This is a genomic window from Acuticoccus sediminis (assembly GCF_003258595.1).
GTDB lineage: Bacteria > Pseudomonadota > Alphaproteobacteria > Rhizobiales > Amorphaceae > Acuticoccus > Acuticoccus sediminis.
On record NZ_QHHQ01000008.1, the window covers coordinates 72,309 to 87,996 of the forward strand.

The following is a 15,688-nucleotide window of genomic DNA, read 5'->3' on the forward strand; positions in this document are numbered from 1 at the left end:
GCAGGCGGTTCAGGTCAGGCGGCCGCGAAGGGCGGCCGACTGATCTGAACCACCCGGACCAGCGTGGGTCGGGATGCGGGCGCGTCAAGGGTGAAGGCTCCGCCCGCCACTGCGTGGCGCCCTTGACCCGCCCGCATCCCTTGAGCCGTGCCGGATGTGAGTTGGGGGACCGGCAATGCCGGCGCGGCCGGGCCGTGCGTGGGTCCGCTGATTGCCGCCGGTACGGGACGGTGGCTGTTGGGAACGCTTGCCGCCCTGCGGGCCTAGCTCTCGTCGCCCTGGGGATCGTCCGGGCGGTCACGGTCGAGCTTCCGGGACGTGAACGTTGGCTCGACGCGGGGGTCCGGCTCGATCCTGGCGCGGAAGGTCGGCACGATCCGGTCGATGATCCCGCCCGGAGCGATCGCCTCGCCGAGCGAGAGCAGCCGGTAGGGCAGGGGGAAGACCGACGTGCGCCGCCCCGCCTCCGTCGCGCCGATGATCTTGAGCGCCGCGCGGTCGGCGCTGATCTCGAACGGCTTGGCCCCCTTGTGCCGCTCCGACATCGGGCTCGTCACGAAGCCGGGGCACAGCACCGTGACCGTGATGCCGTCCCTCGCGAGCCGTGGCCGCAGCGCGTGACCGTAGGCGATGAGGCCGGCCTTCGTCGCCGAGTAGACCGCGAGGTCCGGCGTCGGCATCAACCCCGCCGTCGAGGCGACGATCCCGATGTGCCGCCGCTGCCGGGCCGGCACGGTCTGCGCGCGCATCCGCTCGACGATCACCCTGATGCAGTTGATGTTCGCCAGCAGGTTGGTGCGCACCAGCCGCTCGGTGTCCTCCGCCGACTCCAGCGCCCTCGGGTCCGGCGGGCCGGCCGACAGGCCCGCGTTCGAATAGAGGCCCTTGAGCGTGTAGCGTTCGGCGACGTCCTCCGCCCAGTGCTCGAAGGCGCCGGTCGTGATGTCGATCCGGCTGCTGATCGCCCGCCCGCCGCGCCGCTCGACCGCCTCCGTCGCGGTCGCGAGGCCCTGCGCGTTGCGTCCCACCAGCCCGACCGTCAGGCCCGGACGGGCCAGCCGCTCCGCCAGCGCCTGACCGATCCCGCCCGACGCGCCGGTGACGATGATCAGCGGTGGCAACGGGGCCGTTCCGGTTCGGCCGCGCGCGGGCTCCCCTTCGGCGGCGTCGCGCGGGAGATCCTCGGGCGTGGACGCACCGGCGCGGCGGGAGCGCGGCGAGGGTGTTGCCGCACTCACCGGCCCGTCAGCCTCGGTCTCTCAGGAGGCGCGCCTTGTCACGCTGCCAGTCGCGCTTCTTCTCGCTCTCGCGCTTGTCGTGGGTCTTCTTGCCCCGGGCGAGGCCGAGCTGCACCTTCGCGACGCCGCGCTCGTTGAAGTACATCCGCAGCGGCACCAGCGTCAGGCCGTCCTGCGCCACGGCGCCGATGAGCTTGTCCATCTCGCGCCGGTGCAGCAGCAGCTTCCGCGGACGCTTCGTCTCGTGGTTGAAGCGGCTCGCCTGCTGGTACTCCGGAATGTAGACGTTGTAGAGCCACAGCTCGCCGCCGGACTCACCGGCATAGGAGTCGGCAATGTTCGTGCGCCCCTCGCGCAGCGACTTGACCTCGGTCCCCTGAAGCTGGATGCCGGCTTCGACATCCTCCAGGATCTCGTAGTTGAACCGCGCCTTGCGGTTCTCGGCCACGGCGCGCGAGGCAGGGTGGGGGTTCTTCGCCATGGTCGTGTCTCGCGCAGTCGGTCCTCTAGAAGACGCAGATGGAAAAGCCCGTCGCGTCCGACACCCAGCAGGCTGTCTTTTCGGTGGAACGGAAGAACGGGCCGGGCAGGGAGATGTTCCCGTTGCCGTAGTCCGCGAAGCCGTCGGCGACACCCTGCGAGACGATCGAGATCGTGTAGCCGGGTTTGCCCGGTGCGGTCACCGTGAAGCTGCCGTCGCCGCCGAACTGGAAGAAGTCGCACGGGTAGCGGCCGTCATCGTCGTTCACGCACGTCGCTGGGCCGGCAAAGACATGGGTCGTCGACAGGGCGATGACAATGATGCCCAGCGCAAATCGTTGCCGCATAGTCGAATTCGCCCTCCGCGTCGGCGGCGGATGCTAGCCGAAGCATCCGCCCCTCGCCAGCGAGGAGTGCGTTAAATCAACCCCGCGTGCGCGAGCGCCTTGTCGAGCGCGGCCTCGGCCTTTCCGCTGACCGGAAGCAGCGGCAGGCGCAGCTCGTTGGTCATCCGGCCGAGCTTCGACAGCGCGTACTTCGCACCGCCCGGGCTCGGCTCCAGGAACAGCGCGTCGTGCAGCGGCATCAGCTTGTCCTGGATCGTCAGCGCCGTCGCGTAGTCGCCGGCAAGACAGGCGTTCTGGAAGTCGGCGCACAGCTTCGGCGCGACGTTCGCGGTGACCGAGATGCAGCCGACGCCGCCGTGGGCGTTGAAGGCCAGCGCCGTTCCGTCCTCGCCCGAGAGCTGCACGAACGACGGCCCGCACGCGGCCCGCTGGCGCGAGACGCGGCCGAGGTTCGACGTCGCGTCCTTCACGCCGACGATGTTGACGTGCTCGGCGGCGAGCTCGGCCATCGTCTCCACCGTCATGTCGATCACCGAGCGCGGCGGAATGTTGTAGATGATGATCGGCAGGCTGATCGCCTTGGCGATCGCGCCGAAGTGCGCCTTCATGCCCGCCTGGTTGGGCTTGTTGTAGTAGGGCGTCACGACGAGCACCGCCGTCGCGCCGACCTTCTCGGCATGCTCGGCCAGCGAGATCGCCTCGCGGGTCGAGTTCGAGCCGGCGCCGGCGATCACCGGGACGCGGCCGGCCGACACCTCGACACAAATTTCGACGACGCGCTCGTGCTCGTCATGGGTCAGCGTGGGTGACTCGCCCGTCGTGCCGACGGGGACAAGACCATGAGATCCTTCGGCAATCTGCCACTCCACATGGTCGATGAAGGCACGCTCATCCACCTTTCCGTCACGAAACGGTGTGACGAGTGCGGGCATTGATCCCTTGAACATGGCCGGGCCTTTCTTGTTGGGTGTCGGTACCGGCGTGACTCGCGCGGACCGCCCTCTTGTCGGCGTACGCGTTACCGAAAAGGTAAGCTAAACGGGTTACCACTCCGTAGTGCACTGGCGTTTTGGGGGACGCAATGCGGTTCTGCGTTGTGAACAGGCTGACGATGCTAACTTTGGCGGCAAGTGTGGGCACGGCGTCAGCCGCTCCGCTCACTTCATTGCCCCAAATGGCGGTCTCGACAAGTGTCGTGACCGTGGGCGACAGCGTGCCCGTCCCCACCCCCCGTCCGGGGTCGGCGGCGGCACGTGCGGCGCCTCCGGACGTTAAGATTATTGGCCGAATTCAGGACGGGCAGGCCGTGCCGCTGTCCGCCTCGGCCTTCGCCGCGCGAGCCGACACCGGCCCCATGAAGGCGCTCTTCGCCGCCGCCACGGACGAGGCGACCATCGAGGTGCCGTCGCCGGCACCGGCTGCCGCTCCGGTCGGCACGCCGTCGCCGGCGTTGCTCGCGGGACACGGCAACCCGCGCGGCAGTGGGCCGTCCCCGTTCGCGGCGGAGGGGCGGCAGTCGAGCTCGCTCAAGGGCGCGCTCGACGCGCTGAAGGCCGACCGTTACCAGGAGGCGCTCCAGCGCCGTAACGGCCTCGGCGATCCGCTGGACCAGCTCATCGTCGACTATTTCCTCGTCCGGTCGGGCACCGACGAGCTGTCGTCGGCGATGATCGCCGACTACGCCGTGCGCGCGCCGAACTGGCCGGACCCGGAGCTGGTGCGCACGCGGGCGGAAGAGGCGCTGTCGCGCGAGCGGCCGGCGCCGGACGTCGTGATCCGCGCCATGGGCGGGCAGGCGACGTCTCCGGTGGGCGTGCGCCTCCTCGCCAAGGCGATGATCGCCAGGGGCGACGTCAACGGCGGCATGAAGCTCGTGCGCAAGGTCTGGCATGAGCAGAGCCTCGGCACGAGCCTGCAGAGCGCCTACGTCGACGACTTCGCCGCGCGCCTGACGATCGACGACCATCTCGAGCGGATCGACAAGCTCGTCGCCAACAACCGGTTCGACGAGGCGTCGGCGCTGCGCGGCCGGCTCGGGACCGGGCCGCGCGCCTATCTCGACGCTCGCGTCGCCGTCGCGACCAACGCGGGGAACGCGGGCCAGCGCCTTGCCGCCGTGCCGGCGGACCTGCGCAAGCGCCCGGGCTACCGCCTCGCGCAGATCGAGGAGAAGCGCCGCGAGGAGAAGCTCGACGCCGCCGCGCGGCTCATCGAGTCGACGTCGCGCCGCGACATCGTCGACGGTGACGCCTGGTGGGTGGAGACGCGCATCGTCGCCCGCATGCTGGCCGAACAGGGCGAGGGGCGCAAAGCCTACCAGCTCGTCACCATCGGCTTCGCCGAGGGGAGCGTCGAGCGGGCGGACCAGGCCTTCCACGCCGGCTGGTTCGCGATGCGCTACCTGAAGGACGGCAACCGCGCCGCGCGCCACTTCGCCGAGCTGGAGACGATCGCCACGACGCCGCTGTCGCTCTCGCGCGCCGCCTACTGGCGGGGCCGCGCCGCGACGATGGCCGGCCACTCCTCCGAAGCGCGCACGGCCTACAACGATGCGGCCCGCTACGGCTTCACCTACTACGGTCAGCTCGCGCGGGTCGCGATCGGCGCCTCGGGTACCGGCGTCGCCCGCGCGCCGACGCCGACGCCCTCCGACCGGGCCGCGTTCGCGCGCAACGACGTCGCCGTGGCGGTCGAGCGGCTGATCTCCTCCGGCCACAAGCATCGGATCGCGACACTCCTGTCGCACCTCGCGAGGACGGTGCCGACGCCGGGGCAGGTCGTGCTGACCGCCGATCTGGCAGACAAGGCCGGCTACCCGCATCTCGCGTTGATGGTCGCCAAGGAGGCCCAGCGGCGCGGCGTCGACGTCGGACGGCTCGCCTATCCGAGCAACGCGATCCCGCATTCGGCGAAGGTCCCGTCGGGCCTCGACAGGGCGGTGGTGTTCTCGATCGCGCGGCAGGAGTCGGAGTTCAATCCCGACGCGGTGAGCCCGGTGGGCGCACGCGGGCTGATGCAGGTGATGCCGCAGACCGCGGCGTCGATGGCGCGCGAACTCGGCCTCAGCCACTCGGCCGCCAAGCTGACCAGCGACCCCGGCTACAACGCCACCCTCGGCGCGGCCTACCTCAGCAAGCGGCTCGGCAACTTCAACGGCTCGTATATCCTCACCTTTGCCGCTTACAATGCCGGGGCGACTCGGGTGCAGGAGTGGATCCAGCGATTCGGCGACCCGCGCGATCCGCGGGTGGATGCGGTCGCCTGGGTGGAGGACATCCCGTACCCCGAGACGCGCAACTATGTGCAGCGCGTAATGGAGAACGTGCAGGTGTACCGCGAGGCGCTCGGGACGGGACGGCTCGCGATCGACACCGATCTATCCCGAGGGAGGCCAAGCTGATCCGTGATCTTACGACGGCCGCGCGTGACGGAACCCTGATCCACGCGGAGACTTACGGCCCGTCAGACGACCCTGTTCCAGTCATTTGCCTCCCCGGTCTCAACCGCAACGCCCGAGACTTCCACGTTCTCGCCAAGTCGCTGTCGACCCCGGACGAGTGGCGCGCGCGCCGCGTGATCGTCGTCGAGTCGCGCGGCCGCGGGCGTTCCGGCTGGGCCGACAAGGCCACCTACAACGTCATCCAGGAGCTCGACGACCTCCTCGTCTGCCTCGATTCCTGGAAGGTGGGTTCCGCCCAGTTCGTCGGCACCTCGCGCGGCGGCCTGGTCACGATGCTGCTCGCCATGAAGGCGCCGGAGCGGATCGACCGCGTCGTGCTGAACGACATCGGGCCGACGATCGAGCGCAACGGGCTGGCGCGCATCGCCTCCGGCATCGGCGTGAAGATGCACCACGAGTCGTTCGAGGCGCTGGCGGACCACCTGTCCGAGGCGCAGGGCACCCAGTTCCCGCGCATGCCCTGCGGGAAGTGGATCCGCTACGCCGAGCAGCTCGCGACGATCGACCCCGAAGGCGGCGTCGTGCTGGACTTCGACCCCGCCCTCGCGGAGACCGTGCGCGGGTACTCGCCGGACGATCCGGCGCCGGACTTCTGGCCGGGCTTCCAGGCGCTCGACGGCAAGCCGGTGATGGTGGTGCGGGGGGCGTACTCCGACCTCCTGTCGGCCGCGACGGTCGAGGCGATGCGCCGCCGCCACCGCGACCTCGCGACGCTCGTCGTCCCGGACGAGGGCCACGCCCCGCTGCTCTGGGACCGCCTCAGCATCGAGACGATCAGCACCTTCCTCAGCTGACGCCCGCCGCGCCGGCCCCTGCGCACTCCGTTGGCGGGGCCTTCCATCCGAGGTCCTGACATGCGGAACGGGTCGGTCCGCACGAGACGGAAGGTTTCGCCGCGACTCCTATTGGGGGGATGACACCCTTCATGCGCTGGCTCGTCCCGACCGGGCCGCTGACGCGCGAGGCACCCGGCGGGTCGTGCCGGAAGCACAAATGAAAACGGCCTCCCGGGGGTCCGGAAGGCCGTGCTTCATGGAAGTGGGGCCGATTACTCCGCCGCGGGGGCCGCTGCTCCGGCCTCGGAGTGGCGCTTGTGCGGGTGCGACGCGCCGTTGGCGGAGCGGTCACCGCCGCGCACGATCGCGGGCTTGCGAATCTCCTTCGGGGCGGCGCTCAGGGTGCCGCTGGAGGCGAGGTCGTTGGCTCGGGTGCGGTTCGGCACGCGGATGAAGCAGGACGTGCCCATGTGCCCGCTCTCGCGCTCGATCGTTCCCTCCAGCGAAGCGAGGTACATGTCCACGAGGCGCATGCCGAGGCCGGTCGACTTCGGATCGACGTGGTCCTTGTCGAAGCCGTTGCCGTTGTCGGTCACGGTGATGTGGATCTCGTCCGCCCGGTCCTGCATCAGCACGCGGATGGAGCCGATGTCCTGACGCCCGTTGAAGGCGTACTTCGCGGCGTTCGCCACCAGCTCGTTGACCACGGCGCCGAGCGCGATCGCGTCGTCGATCGAGACGGGAAGGTCGTCGCCCCGCACTTCGATGGACCAGCCGGTGTGCTCGGACGTCGCCATCTGCTCGATGGAGTGGCAGACCCTCTCGAAGTAGGGACGCAGGCGCACGATGCCGGTGTTGTCGTGGATCGCGAGGAGCTCGTAGAGCGAGCCCATGGACTCCACGCGCAGCGCGATGCGCTGCAGCACGTCGCGGCCGGCCTCGTCCTCGAGCTGGCGGCTCTCGATCCGCAGCATCGACAGGATGGAGGCGATGTTGTTCTTCACGCGGTGATGGACCTCGGTCATCATCGCGTGCGTCTTCTCGACGCTCTCGTCGGCGGCGCGGGCGGCCATCTCGGCGTTTGTCACGTCCTCGATCTTGACGAGCATCTGGTCAGTCGGGGCGCCGGCGCGGGTGACGCGGCGGGCCGACACGTTGAGGACGCGCGCACCGATGACGGGGAAGGTTTGCTCGAGCTTGAAGCCGCGAACGTCGACGTCGTGCGGGATCACCGATTCGAGGAGCGGACGCAGCGCGGGCTGGTTCCAGATCTCCGAATGGACGTTGAAGATCGAGTGGCCGAGCGTCTCGGACTCGGTGCCCCCGAAAAGCTGATAATAGGCCAGGTTCGCGAACTGGACCACGAGCTCGCCGTCCAGAACGAGCATGGCCGACATCATCGAATTGACGATGTCCCTGTAGTGAACTGACGGATCCGTCACGGCCATGCGCATACTCTGTTCCGTTCATCGGCCGCCGCGGATCGCGCGCCTCGGGAGGGTGACCGATCATTTATACAGTGTCTTGCAATCAAAGCGAAGGCGTCAACCAGCTGTTTGCGACGTTTCAGACAACCACCAGACGCATAAGGGCTTAACAAGGTGTGAACGGCCGGAATTACTCTGCCGGCTCAGCAACCGGATCCTCGGCCAGCCAGGCGGAGAAATCGGCCCGCGCCCGCTCTGTGTAGGCCGCCTTGCGGCCCGCCTTCTTCTGCCCGCGGCCTTTTCGCCCAGTAGCGATCGGGGTGACGGGCGGGAAGAGGCCGAAGTTGACGTTCATCGGCTGATAGGACCGCGGCCCGCCCTCGTCGTGTGACAGGTGGCCGCCGGTGATGTGGGCGAGAAGGGCGCCCATCGCGGTCGTCGGCGGCGGGGTCCGCGCCGCGCGGCCGGTCAGTTCGGCCGCGGCGAACCGGCCGGCCATGAGCCCGGTGGACGACGCCTCGACGTAGCCCTCGCAGCCGGAAATCTGGCCTGCAAAGCGCAGGTTCGGCGCACTCTTGAGGCGAAGGGTGGCATCGAGAAGGCGCGGCGAGTCGATGTAGGTATTGCGGTGCAGGCCGCCGAGGCGCGCGAACTCGGCGTTCTCCAGAGCCGGGATGAGGCGGAAGATCTCCGCCTGCGCGCCGTAGCGCAGCTTGGTCTGGAAGCCGACCATGTTGAAGAGCGTGCCGAGCGCGTTGTCCTGCCGGAGCTGGACGATGGCGTAGGCCTTCACCTGGGGATTGTGGGGATTGGTGAGGCCGATCGGCTTCATCGGTCCGTGCCGCAGCGTCTCGCGCCCGCGCTCGGCCATCACCTCGATCGGCAGGCAGCCGTCGAAGTAGGGGGTGTCCTCGAACTCGTGAAAGTCGACGCGGTCGGCGGCGAGGAGGGCGTCGATGAACCGCTCGTACTCTTCCCGGTTCATGGGACAGTTCAGGTAGTCGGCGCCCGTCCCGCCGGGGCCGGCCTTGTCGTAGCGCGACTGGAACCACGCGACGTCCATGTCGACCGATTCGCGGTAGACGATGGGGGCGATGGCGTCGAAGAAGGCCAAGTGCTCGGCCCCGGTCTCCCGGGCGATCGCAGCCGAAAGCGCGTCGGAGGTGAGGGGGCCGGTCGCGATGATCGCCGGACCGCCCGGCAGAGCGGTCAGCTCCTCGCGCACGATGGTGATGTTGGGGTGCCCCTCGATCGCGGCGGCGACGGCGGCGGAGAAGCCGTCCCGGTCGACCGCGAGGGCGCCGCCCGCCGGGACCTGGTGCGCATCGGCCGAGCGCATGATGATCGAGCCGAGGTCGCGCAGCTCCGCATGGAGGAGGCCGACGGCGTTGCTCGCCGCATCGTCCGATCGGAACGAGTTCGAGCAGACGAGCTCGGCGAGCGAGTCGGTCTTGTGGGCCGGGGTCATGCGGGTCGGGCGCATCTCGAACAGGCGCACGGACAGACCCGCCTCGGCGAGTTGCCAAGCTGCTTCCGATCCGGCCAGGCCGCCGCCAATCACGTCAATGTCTGCCATGGCGCACATTGTGGCGATCGGACCGCTCACCTTCAAGGCGAGATTGTGGATCGTCACCCGTGACGGAGAGACACGGGGCGGCCTTGCCCCTATTGAGGTGCCAGGAGGACTGCGTGCGTCATCACTTTCGCCCCATGATCCTGGCGTTCGCGCTCCCGCTGCTGGCCGGCTGCGCCGACCTCAGCAACGGCAAGCCGGACGCGTGGTACACGGCGCGAGGCGCCATCGCCCCGCGCGAATCCGGGCGTGTCGTGGTCTGCCACGGCTTCGGCTGCAATCTTAAGACGGCGTATCACTTCACCCCCGCCGACTTTGCAAAGATGCGAAGGCTGATCGGCAACGGCGATGCCGCGCAGGAGCGCGAGGGCGTGCGCCGGATGATCGCGTGGGCCGAGAAGCGGGTGGCGCCGACCGTCGGCTCGGGCGACGACATCGGCGGTCTCGACCTCTTCAACGCCGGCGAGGCCGGCCAGATGGACTGCATCGACGAGGCGACCAACACCACGAGCTACCTGCTCGTCGCGCAGGAGGCGGGGCTGCTGCGCCATCACCATGTCGGCCGTCCCGTTGCGCGCGGCTACTTCCTGGACGGGCGCTACCCGCACGCGACGGCGGTGCTCATCGGCAAGACGGGGTCATGGGCCGTCGATTCCTGGCCCTACCGCAACGGTGCGCTTCCGGACGTGATGCCGCTCGACGAGTGGTTCGCGCGCTCCCCGTCGGGCTGATCGTCCACCCGCGACTGCATCCGCCGGGCACCGTCGGTGCCCGGGCCTCCGGTTCCACGACATTCCGCGGCGTGCGCCCTCGCCGGAGAGCTCCCGCAGGCCGGGAACGCAGCTATGCGCGGCTATGCATATCGCAGTGCAGCAAACGATCTTATGTCGACATTGAAATCTGCGGGCACCGGTCCGCGAGGTGCCCAAAATGCAAAAACGCGCCGGACCACCAGGATCCCGACGCGTTTCGCGGTCATCGTAATCGTATGTATTCCGCGATCAGCGGCGGCCATGGCCACCACGAGCGAGCGACGGAATCTCATCCCGGAACACACCGATGTCCATGAGCTGCCGATCCGGCAGGCGGGACAACTGATCAACCGTGCGGCGATATTCCATCCAGCCGTTCACGGCGCGACGCATGCGCTGCATCATCTCTCTAACGCTTTCATTCAACTGCTACCAACGATCCCGATATAGTCGAGCGTGCTGGCAACGTGACCGCCCACCGGGACATGGCTGCGTTGTCTCTCGTCCGGCCCTGAGGTCGGCTTCGTGCAAGATTGAGGAAACGGCCGCAGCGCGAGGGCCTTCGCCGGCCGGGGTGGGCGATGCCGGGTTCCGTCGGGGCCCGTCCTGCCCCTAGGCTGTTGCGCGGATGCCTCAGCCTCGGGAGACGGAGATGCCCACGCAGGCACGGATCAACTCCGACCGGTTGGCCGCTCTTCTCGGCGGTATCAACGGCTTCGGCTTCGACCCGGGATCGGGCGGCTACGACCGGCGCGCCTTCTCGGACGCCGACATGGCCGTGCGCCGCTGGTTCATGGAGACGATGGCGGCCGACGGTCTCGACGTGCGGATGGACAGCGTCGGCAACGTCTACGGCCGCGTCGGCCCGCCGGGGCCGGCGGTGGTCGTCGGCTCGCACCTCGATACCGTGCCTGCGGGCGGCCCGCTCGACGGCGCGCTCGGCGTCGCGGTGGCGCTGGAGTGCGTGCGCGCGATCCGGGAGGCCGGGCTGGCGCTCCGCCGCCCCATCGAGGTGCTCGCCACCGCCGACGAGGAGGGCCGCTTCGGCGGCATGCTGGGGAGCCAGTCGATCGCCGGCGCGGTGCCGCCGGGGTGGCTGGACGCGGCGGTCGACGCGGCCGGCGTCCCGCTCACGGAGGCGATGCGTGCCGTCGGGCTCGACCCCGGCCTCGCCGGGGAGGCGGCAAGGGACCCTGCCGACGTCCACGCCTTCCTGGAGCTTCATATCGAGCAGGGGCCGGTGCTGGAGGCGGCCGGGAAGGACATCGGCGTCGCGACCGGGATCTCCGGCTGCGCGGTGCTCGCGGCGTCGCTCGTCGGCGCGGCCAACCACTCCGGCACGACCCCGATGGACATGCGCCGCGATGCGCTGGTGGGCCTCGCCGAGGTTGTGGCGGCGGTCCCCGGCATAGCCCGCGACGTCGGCACGGACGAGGCTCGCCTCACGGTGGGCTTCGTCGAGCTGACGCCGAACCAGCCCCACACCATACCCGGCCGCGCCGACTTCACCGTGATCGTGCGCGACGTCGACCATGGCGCGATGGCGATGATGATCGGCGCGCTCGAGACGCTGCTCGCCGAGGCCTCCGCCCGCCACGGTCTGGCGTTCACCTCCGGGACGCGCAGCTGGCTCGACCCGGTCGCCCTCGACCCGGCGCTGCAGCAGTCCCTCCTCGCGGCGGCGGGCAGCCTCGGCTTCGATCCGGTGTCGATGCCCTCGGGCGCCGGCCATGACGCCCAGATGATGGCGAGACTATGCCCCTCCGCACTGCTGTTCGTCCCCAGCGAAGGCGGAATAAGTCACGCGCCGGGAGAGTTCACCGCGTGGGAGTCGATTGAAAAAGGGGCAGCTGTATTCCTGAAGGCCCTGACCCGGCTCGCTGCGGAGTGAGCGGCGCCGAATTCTCCCGCGAACGGGATCGGCGCGTACTGCCGGGGGGTGACTGCGGGGCCGTGTCACAATGCGCAACACATTGAACTCAGGGGCGGCATTTTCCCGGCCCATCTGCTATGCAACACGCGCAGAATTTGCGTAACCCGCGAGCAGGGTGCTGCATCGGAGGACGTCTTGGTCGATATCGCGACGCGTGTCTGGAACCATAAGTGGAAGATCGACCCGATCGTCCGCTCGCTCATCGATACCGATTTCTACAAGCTTCTGATGTGCCAGTCGGTCCATCGCAACAAGCCGAACACGCGGGTCACCTTCCAGCTCATCAACCGGTCCCGCGACATCCGTCTCGCCGACCTCGTCGACGAGGGCGAGCTGCGCGAGCAGCTCGACCATATCCGCTCGCTCAGCCTGTCGCGCGGCGAGTCCACCTGGCTCCGTGGCAACACCTTCTACGGCAAGCGGCAGATGTTCTCGCCGGAGTTCATGGCCTGGTTCGAGGAGCTGCGGCTGCCGCCCTACACCCTGGAGAAGCGCGACGGCCAGTACCGGCTGACCTTCGAGGGGGCGTGGCCGGAGGTGATGCTGTGGGAGATTCCCGCGCTCGCCGTCCTGATGGAGCTGCGCTCGCGCGCGGTGCTCAACCAGATGGGCCGGTTCGAGATAGAGATCCTCTACGCCCGCGCGATGACCAAGCTCTGGGAGAAGGTGGAGCGCCTGCGCACCGTCCCGGAGATCCAGATCGCCGACTTCGGCACCCGCCGGCGCCACTCCTTCCTGTGGCAGGACTGGTGCGTGCAGGCGATGATCGAGGGGCTGGGGGAGAGCTTCACCGGCACGTCGAACTGCCTGATCGCGCAGCGCCGCGAGGTGGAGGCGATCGGCACCAACGCCCACGAGCTGCCGATGGTCTACGCCGCGCTCGCCGACAGCGACGAGGAACTGGCCCAGGCGCCCTACCAGGTCCTCGCCGACTGGCACGAGGAGCACGTCGGCAACCTCAGGATCATCCTGCCGGACACCTTCGGCACCAAGGGCTTCCTCGAGCACGCGCCGGACTGGCTCGCCGGGTGGACGGGCGTGCGCGTCGATTCCGGCGATCCAGCCACGGCGGCCGAGACCGCCATCGCCTGGTGGAAGGCGCGCGGCGAGGACCCGACCCAGAAGCGCATCATCTTCTCCGACGCGCTCGACGTGGAGACCATGCTCGACCTGCAGCGGCGGTTCACCGACCGTGCCCGCGTCTCGTTCGGCTGGGGGACGCTTCTCACGAACGATTTCCGCGGTCTGGTCCCCAACGACGCGCTGAAGCCGTTCAGCCTCGTCTGCAAGGCGGTGTCGGCCAACGGCCGTCCCACGGTGAAGCTCTCCGACAATCCGGAGAAGGCGACCGGGCCCGAGGACGAGATCGCCCGCTACAAGCGCGTGTTCGGTGTGGGTGCGCAGACGCCGATCCCCGTTACGGTGTAGCCGCCTATGACCCCTGAGTACCGGGTCGATCCCTCCTTCCGCGCCAAGCTCGTGCTGGCGGGCGAGGACTGGCTGCAGGCGCTGCGCGACGGCTGGTGGCGCTCGCTCGGCACGACACCGCCTGCCCTCGGACCCGGCGCGAAGGACGCTGCGGCGGTGGTCGGGCCGCTGGTCGCCGGGCGCAGCGTCGCCCTGATCGGCAATGCGACGAGCCTGCTCGACGATCCGCCGCGGGGCATCGACGATCACGACGTGATCGTGCGCATCAATCGCGGCGCGCATGTCGCCGAGCAGCTCGGCACCATCGGATCGCGCACCGACATCCTCCTCCTCGCCGGGCGGCGCATGGCGATCACGCTGGCGGTCGACGAGCACCTGCTGAAGCACAAGCCCGGGCACACGCTCTTCATGAGCGTCGCCGACCGGCGGCGGCTGCCACGCTGGCTCGCCCGCCGGATGAGCTACTACCCCGCCGCCTGGCGCGAGGCGCTCGAGGCGGAGCTCGGCGCGCGGCCGTCCACCGGCGCCATGGGCATCGACCTCTTCTCCCGTCTCGTCGGCGACGGCACGCTGCACCTCTACGGGTTCGACTTCTGGGACAGTCCGACGAGCTATAACCTGCGTACCAAGGTCGGCCCGCATGCGCCGAACGCGGAGCGCGACTTCGCGCTCCGCCGGGTGCGGCCGGAGCACATCCACGGATGGCGCGCGCCGGACGGGGCGGGCCCTCCCGAACCACACGCAACCAGAGAACCATAGGCGAAGCGTATGTACTTGGGGCTGGACCTCGGCACCTCCGGGCTGAAAGGCGTCGTGATCGACGATGCGCAGACCGTCGTCGCAGAGGCCGTGGCGCCGCTCTCGGTGTCGCGGCCCCATCCGGGCTGGTCGGAGCAGGACCCGGCCCATTGGATCGCCGCCGCCGAGGAGGTCCTGACCCGCCTCGGCGCGGCCACCTCCCTCTCGGCGGTGCGCGGGATCGGGCTCTCCGGGCAGATGCACGGCGCGACGCTGCTCGCCGCCGATCACGAGCCGCTGCGACCGGCGATCCTGTGGAACGACACCCGCTCCAGCGCCGAGGCGAGCGCGCTCGACACCATCCCGATGTTCCGCTCGATTTCTGGCAACATCGTCTTTCCGGGCTTCACCGCGCCCAAGCTCGTCTGGGTCAAGGCGAACGAGCCGGACGTGTTCGGCAAGACCGCCTTGGTCCTTCTTCCCAAGGACATGCTGCGCCTGTGGCTGACGGGGGAGGCGGTCTCCGAGCCGTCCGATGCCGCCGGCACGAGCTGGCTCGACACCGGCGAGCGGACCTGGTCCCCCGAACTCCTCGGCGCGTGCGACATGACCGTCGCGCAGATGCCGCGCCTGGTAGAGGGCTCGGAGGTCTCCGGCACGCTGCGGGACAGCATCGCGACGCGCTTCGGCTTCTCGTCCGGCGTGGTGGTCGCCGGCGGGGCGGGCGACAACGCGGGCGCGGCCGTCGGCATGGGCGTGGTGGAGGAGGGGCAGGCCTTCCTGTCGCTCGGCACGTCCGGCGTGCTCTTCGCGCCGTCGCCCGGCTACAATCCCGCGCCGGAGACGTCGGTTCACACCTTCTGCCACGCGCTGCCGGGGCTCTGGCACCAGATGGGCGTGATCCTCGCCGCGAGCGACGCGCTGTCGTGGCACGGCCAACTCCTCGGGGCGGACCCGGTGGCGCTCGCGGTCGACATCGGGCCGCTGAAGGCCCCGTCGCAGACGATCTTCCTTCCCTACCTCGGTGGCGAGCGCACGCCCCACAACGACGCCAGGATCCGCGGTGCATTCGTCGGTCTCGGCCACGAGACCGACCGTGTCGCCGCAACCCGCGCGGTGATGGAGGGCGTCGCCTTTGCCGTCGCCGACTGCCGTGACGCGCTCGAGGCGGCCGGCACGAGGGTCGAGCGTGCGATCGCGGTCGGGGGCGGCAGCCGCTCGCGCGCCTGGCTGGAGATCATGGCGACCGCGCTCGGCATTCCCATCGACGTGCCGGGCGCCGGCGACTACGGGGCGGCCTTCGGCGCGGCGCGGCTCGGCCAGATGGCGGCGACGGGCGGCGGCGCCGAGCTCGCCACGCCGCCGGCGATCGCCGACACCATCGAGCCCGACCGGGAGCTGGAGCGCGCCTTCTCCGACGCGCACGACCGCTTCTCGGCGCTCTACCTCGCGCTGCGCGGCGTCCGCTGACGCGGTAGGCACCCTGCGGCAACGAAAAAGCGGGCCCGTTCGGCAAGAACGGGCCCGCTTCGTTGT

The 15,688-nt window shown here is 69.6% G+C and carries 14 protein-coding genes; 7 read left to right on the plus strand and 7 right to left on the minus strand.

Annotation, left to right across the window (positions count from 1 at the left end):
• Positions 1-263: 263 nt before the first annotated feature.
• From DLJ53_RS27930 to dapA, 4 genes are all read right to left on the minus strand, one after another.
• The gene (locus tag DLJ53_RS27930; RefSeq protein ID WP_162409626.1) at positions 264-1,121 is read right to left on the minus strand and encodes an SDR family NAD(P)-dependent oxidoreductase; all 858 of its coding nucleotides are present in this window, start codon (positions 1,119-1,121) and stop codon (positions 264-266) included.
• Positions 1,122-1,245: 124 nt separating this feature from the next.
• Positions 1,246-1,719 carry an SsrA-binding protein SmpB gene (gene smpB / locus DLJ53_RS27935; protein ID WP_111351495.1) on the minus strand — a complete coding sequence of 158 codons (474 nt, stop codon included), beginning with the start codon at positions 1,717-1,719 and terminating at the stop codon, positions 1,246-1,248.
• 25 nt (positions 1,720-1,744) lie between these two features.
• Positions 1,745-2,065, minus strand: coding sequence for a hypothetical protein (locus tag DLJ53_RS27940; RefSeq protein ID WP_111351497.1), 321 nt, complete (start codon positions 2,063-2,065; stop codon positions 1,745-1,747).
• Between the two features lie 71 nt (positions 2,066-2,136).
• Complete coding sequence (dapA, locus tag DLJ53_RS27945) at positions 2,137-3,012, minus strand: 4-hydroxy-tetrahydrodipicolinate synthase (protein ID WP_111351498.1); 876 nt, start codon at positions 3,010-3,012, stop codon at positions 2,137-2,139.
• A 359-nt stretch (positions 3,013-3,371) separates the two neighbouring features.
• Here dapA and DLJ53_RS27950 point away from each other — a divergent pair, with 359 nt between their 5' ends.
• Both DLJ53_RS27950 and DLJ53_RS27955 read left to right on the plus strand, forming a co-directional pair.
• On the plus strand, positions 3,372-5,465 hold the full coding sequence (locus tag DLJ53_RS27950) for a lytic transglycosylase domain-containing protein (protein WP_111351500.1): 2,094 nt from the start codon (positions 3,372-3,374) through the stop codon (positions 5,463-5,465).
• Positions 5,466-5,548: 83 nt separating this feature from the next.
• Positions 5,549-6,319: an alpha/beta fold hydrolase gene (locus DLJ53_RS27955; protein WP_244935185.1), complete on the plus strand. Its 771-nt coding sequence runs from the start codon at positions 5,549-5,551 to the stop codon at positions 6,317-6,319.
• A 254-nt stretch (positions 6,320-6,573) separates the two neighbouring features.
• Here DLJ53_RS27955 and DLJ53_RS27960 read toward each other — a convergent pair whose 3' ends face one another.
• Together DLJ53_RS27960 and trmFO are read right to left on the minus strand one after the other, a co-directional pair.
• Positions 6,574-7,749 carry a sensor histidine kinase gene (locus DLJ53_RS27960; RefSeq protein WP_162409628.1) on the minus strand — a complete coding sequence of 392 codons (1,176 nt, stop codon included), beginning with the start codon at positions 7,747-7,749 and terminating at the stop codon, positions 6,574-6,576.
• Positions 7,750-7,918: 169 nt separating this feature from the next.
• Positions 7,919-9,313: a methylenetetrahydrofolate--tRNA-(uracil(54)-C(5))-methyltransferase (FADH(2)-oxidizing) TrmFO gene (gene trmFO, locus DLJ53_RS27965; RefSeq protein ID WP_111351504.1), complete on the minus strand. Its 1,395-nt coding sequence runs from the start codon at positions 9,311-9,313 to the stop codon at positions 7,919-7,921.
• 104 nt (positions 9,314-9,417) lie between these two features.
• Between trmFO and DLJ53_RS27970 the strand changes: the two genes are divergently transcribed.
• A complete protein-coding gene (locus tag DLJ53_RS27970) occupies positions 9,418-10,032 on the plus strand; it encodes a hypothetical protein (protein WP_226577407.1) in 615 nt (204 codons plus the stop codon).
• A gap of 270 nt (positions 10,033-10,302) precedes the next feature.
• Here DLJ53_RS27970 and DLJ53_RS27975 read toward each other — a convergent pair whose 3' ends face one another.
• Positions 10,303-10,458 (minus strand): DUF1127 domain-containing protein, encoded by a 156-nt coding sequence (locus tag DLJ53_RS27975; protein WP_111351507.1) that lies wholly within the window; start codon positions 10,456-10,458, stop codon positions 10,303-10,305.
• Between the two features lie 247 nt (positions 10,459-10,705).
• On the opposite strand from DLJ53_RS27975, the gene DLJ53_RS27980 reads away from it, so the two are divergent.
• From DLJ53_RS27980 to xylB, 4 genes are all read left to right on the plus strand, one after another.
• Complete coding sequence (locus DLJ53_RS27980) at positions 10,706-11,944, plus strand: Zn-dependent hydrolase (RefSeq protein WP_111351509.1); 1,239 nt, start codon at positions 10,706-10,708, stop codon at positions 11,942-11,944.
• 177 nt (positions 11,945-12,121) lie between these two features.
• Entirely contained in the window at positions 12,122-13,414 is a 1,293-nt protein-coding gene (gene pncB / locus DLJ53_RS27985) for a nicotinate phosphoribosyltransferase (protein WP_111351510.1), read from the plus strand.
• Between the two features lie 6 nt (positions 13,415-13,420).
• Positions 13,421-14,173: a glycosyltransferase family 29 protein gene (locus DLJ53_RS27990; RefSeq protein WP_111351512.1), complete on the plus strand. Its 753-nt coding sequence runs from the start codon at positions 13,421-13,423 to the stop codon at positions 14,171-14,173.
• A gap of 9 nt (positions 14,174-14,182) precedes the next feature.
• Complete coding sequence (gene xylB / locus DLJ53_RS27995) at positions 14,183-15,622, plus strand: xylulokinase (protein WP_111351513.1); 1,440 nt, start codon at positions 14,183-14,185, stop codon at positions 15,620-15,622.
• Positions 15,623-15,688 lie beyond the last annotated feature (66 nt).

Coding starts and splice junctions, on each gene's coding strand:
- smpB (WP_111351495.1), bottom strand. CDS start 1,719: ATGGCGAAGAACCCCCACCCTGCCTCGCGCGCCGTGGCCGAGAACCGC.
- DLJ53_RS27940 (WP_111351497.1), bottom strand. CDS start 2,065: ATGCGGCAACGATTTGCGCTGGGCATCATTGTCATCGCCCTGTCGACG.
- dapA (WP_111351498.1), bottom strand. CDS start 3,012: ATGTTCAAGGGATCAATGCCCGCACTCGTCACACCGTTTCGTGACGGA.
- DLJ53_RS27960 (WP_162409628.1), bottom strand. CDS start 7,749: ATGGCCGTGACGGATCCGTCAGTTCACTACAGGGACATCGTCAATTCG.
- trmFO (WP_111351504.1), bottom strand. CDS start 9,313: ATGTGCGCCATGGCAGACATTGACGTGATTGGCGGCGGCCTGGCCGGA.
- DLJ53_RS27975 (WP_111351507.1), bottom strand. CDS start 10,458: ATGATGCAGCGCATGCGTCGCGCCGTGAACGGCTGGATGGAATATCGC.
- DLJ53_RS27980 (WP_111351509.1), top strand. CDS start 10,706: ATGCCCACGCAGGCACGGATCAACTCCGACCGGTTGGCCGCTCTTCTC.
- DLJ53_RS27990 (WP_111351512.1), top strand. CDS start 13,421: ATGACCCCTGAGTACCGGGTCGATCCCTCCTTCCGCGCCAAGCTCGTG.
- xylB (WP_111351513.1), top strand. CDS start 14,183: ATGTACTTGGGGCTGGACCTCGGCACCTCCGGGCTGAAAGGCGTCGTG.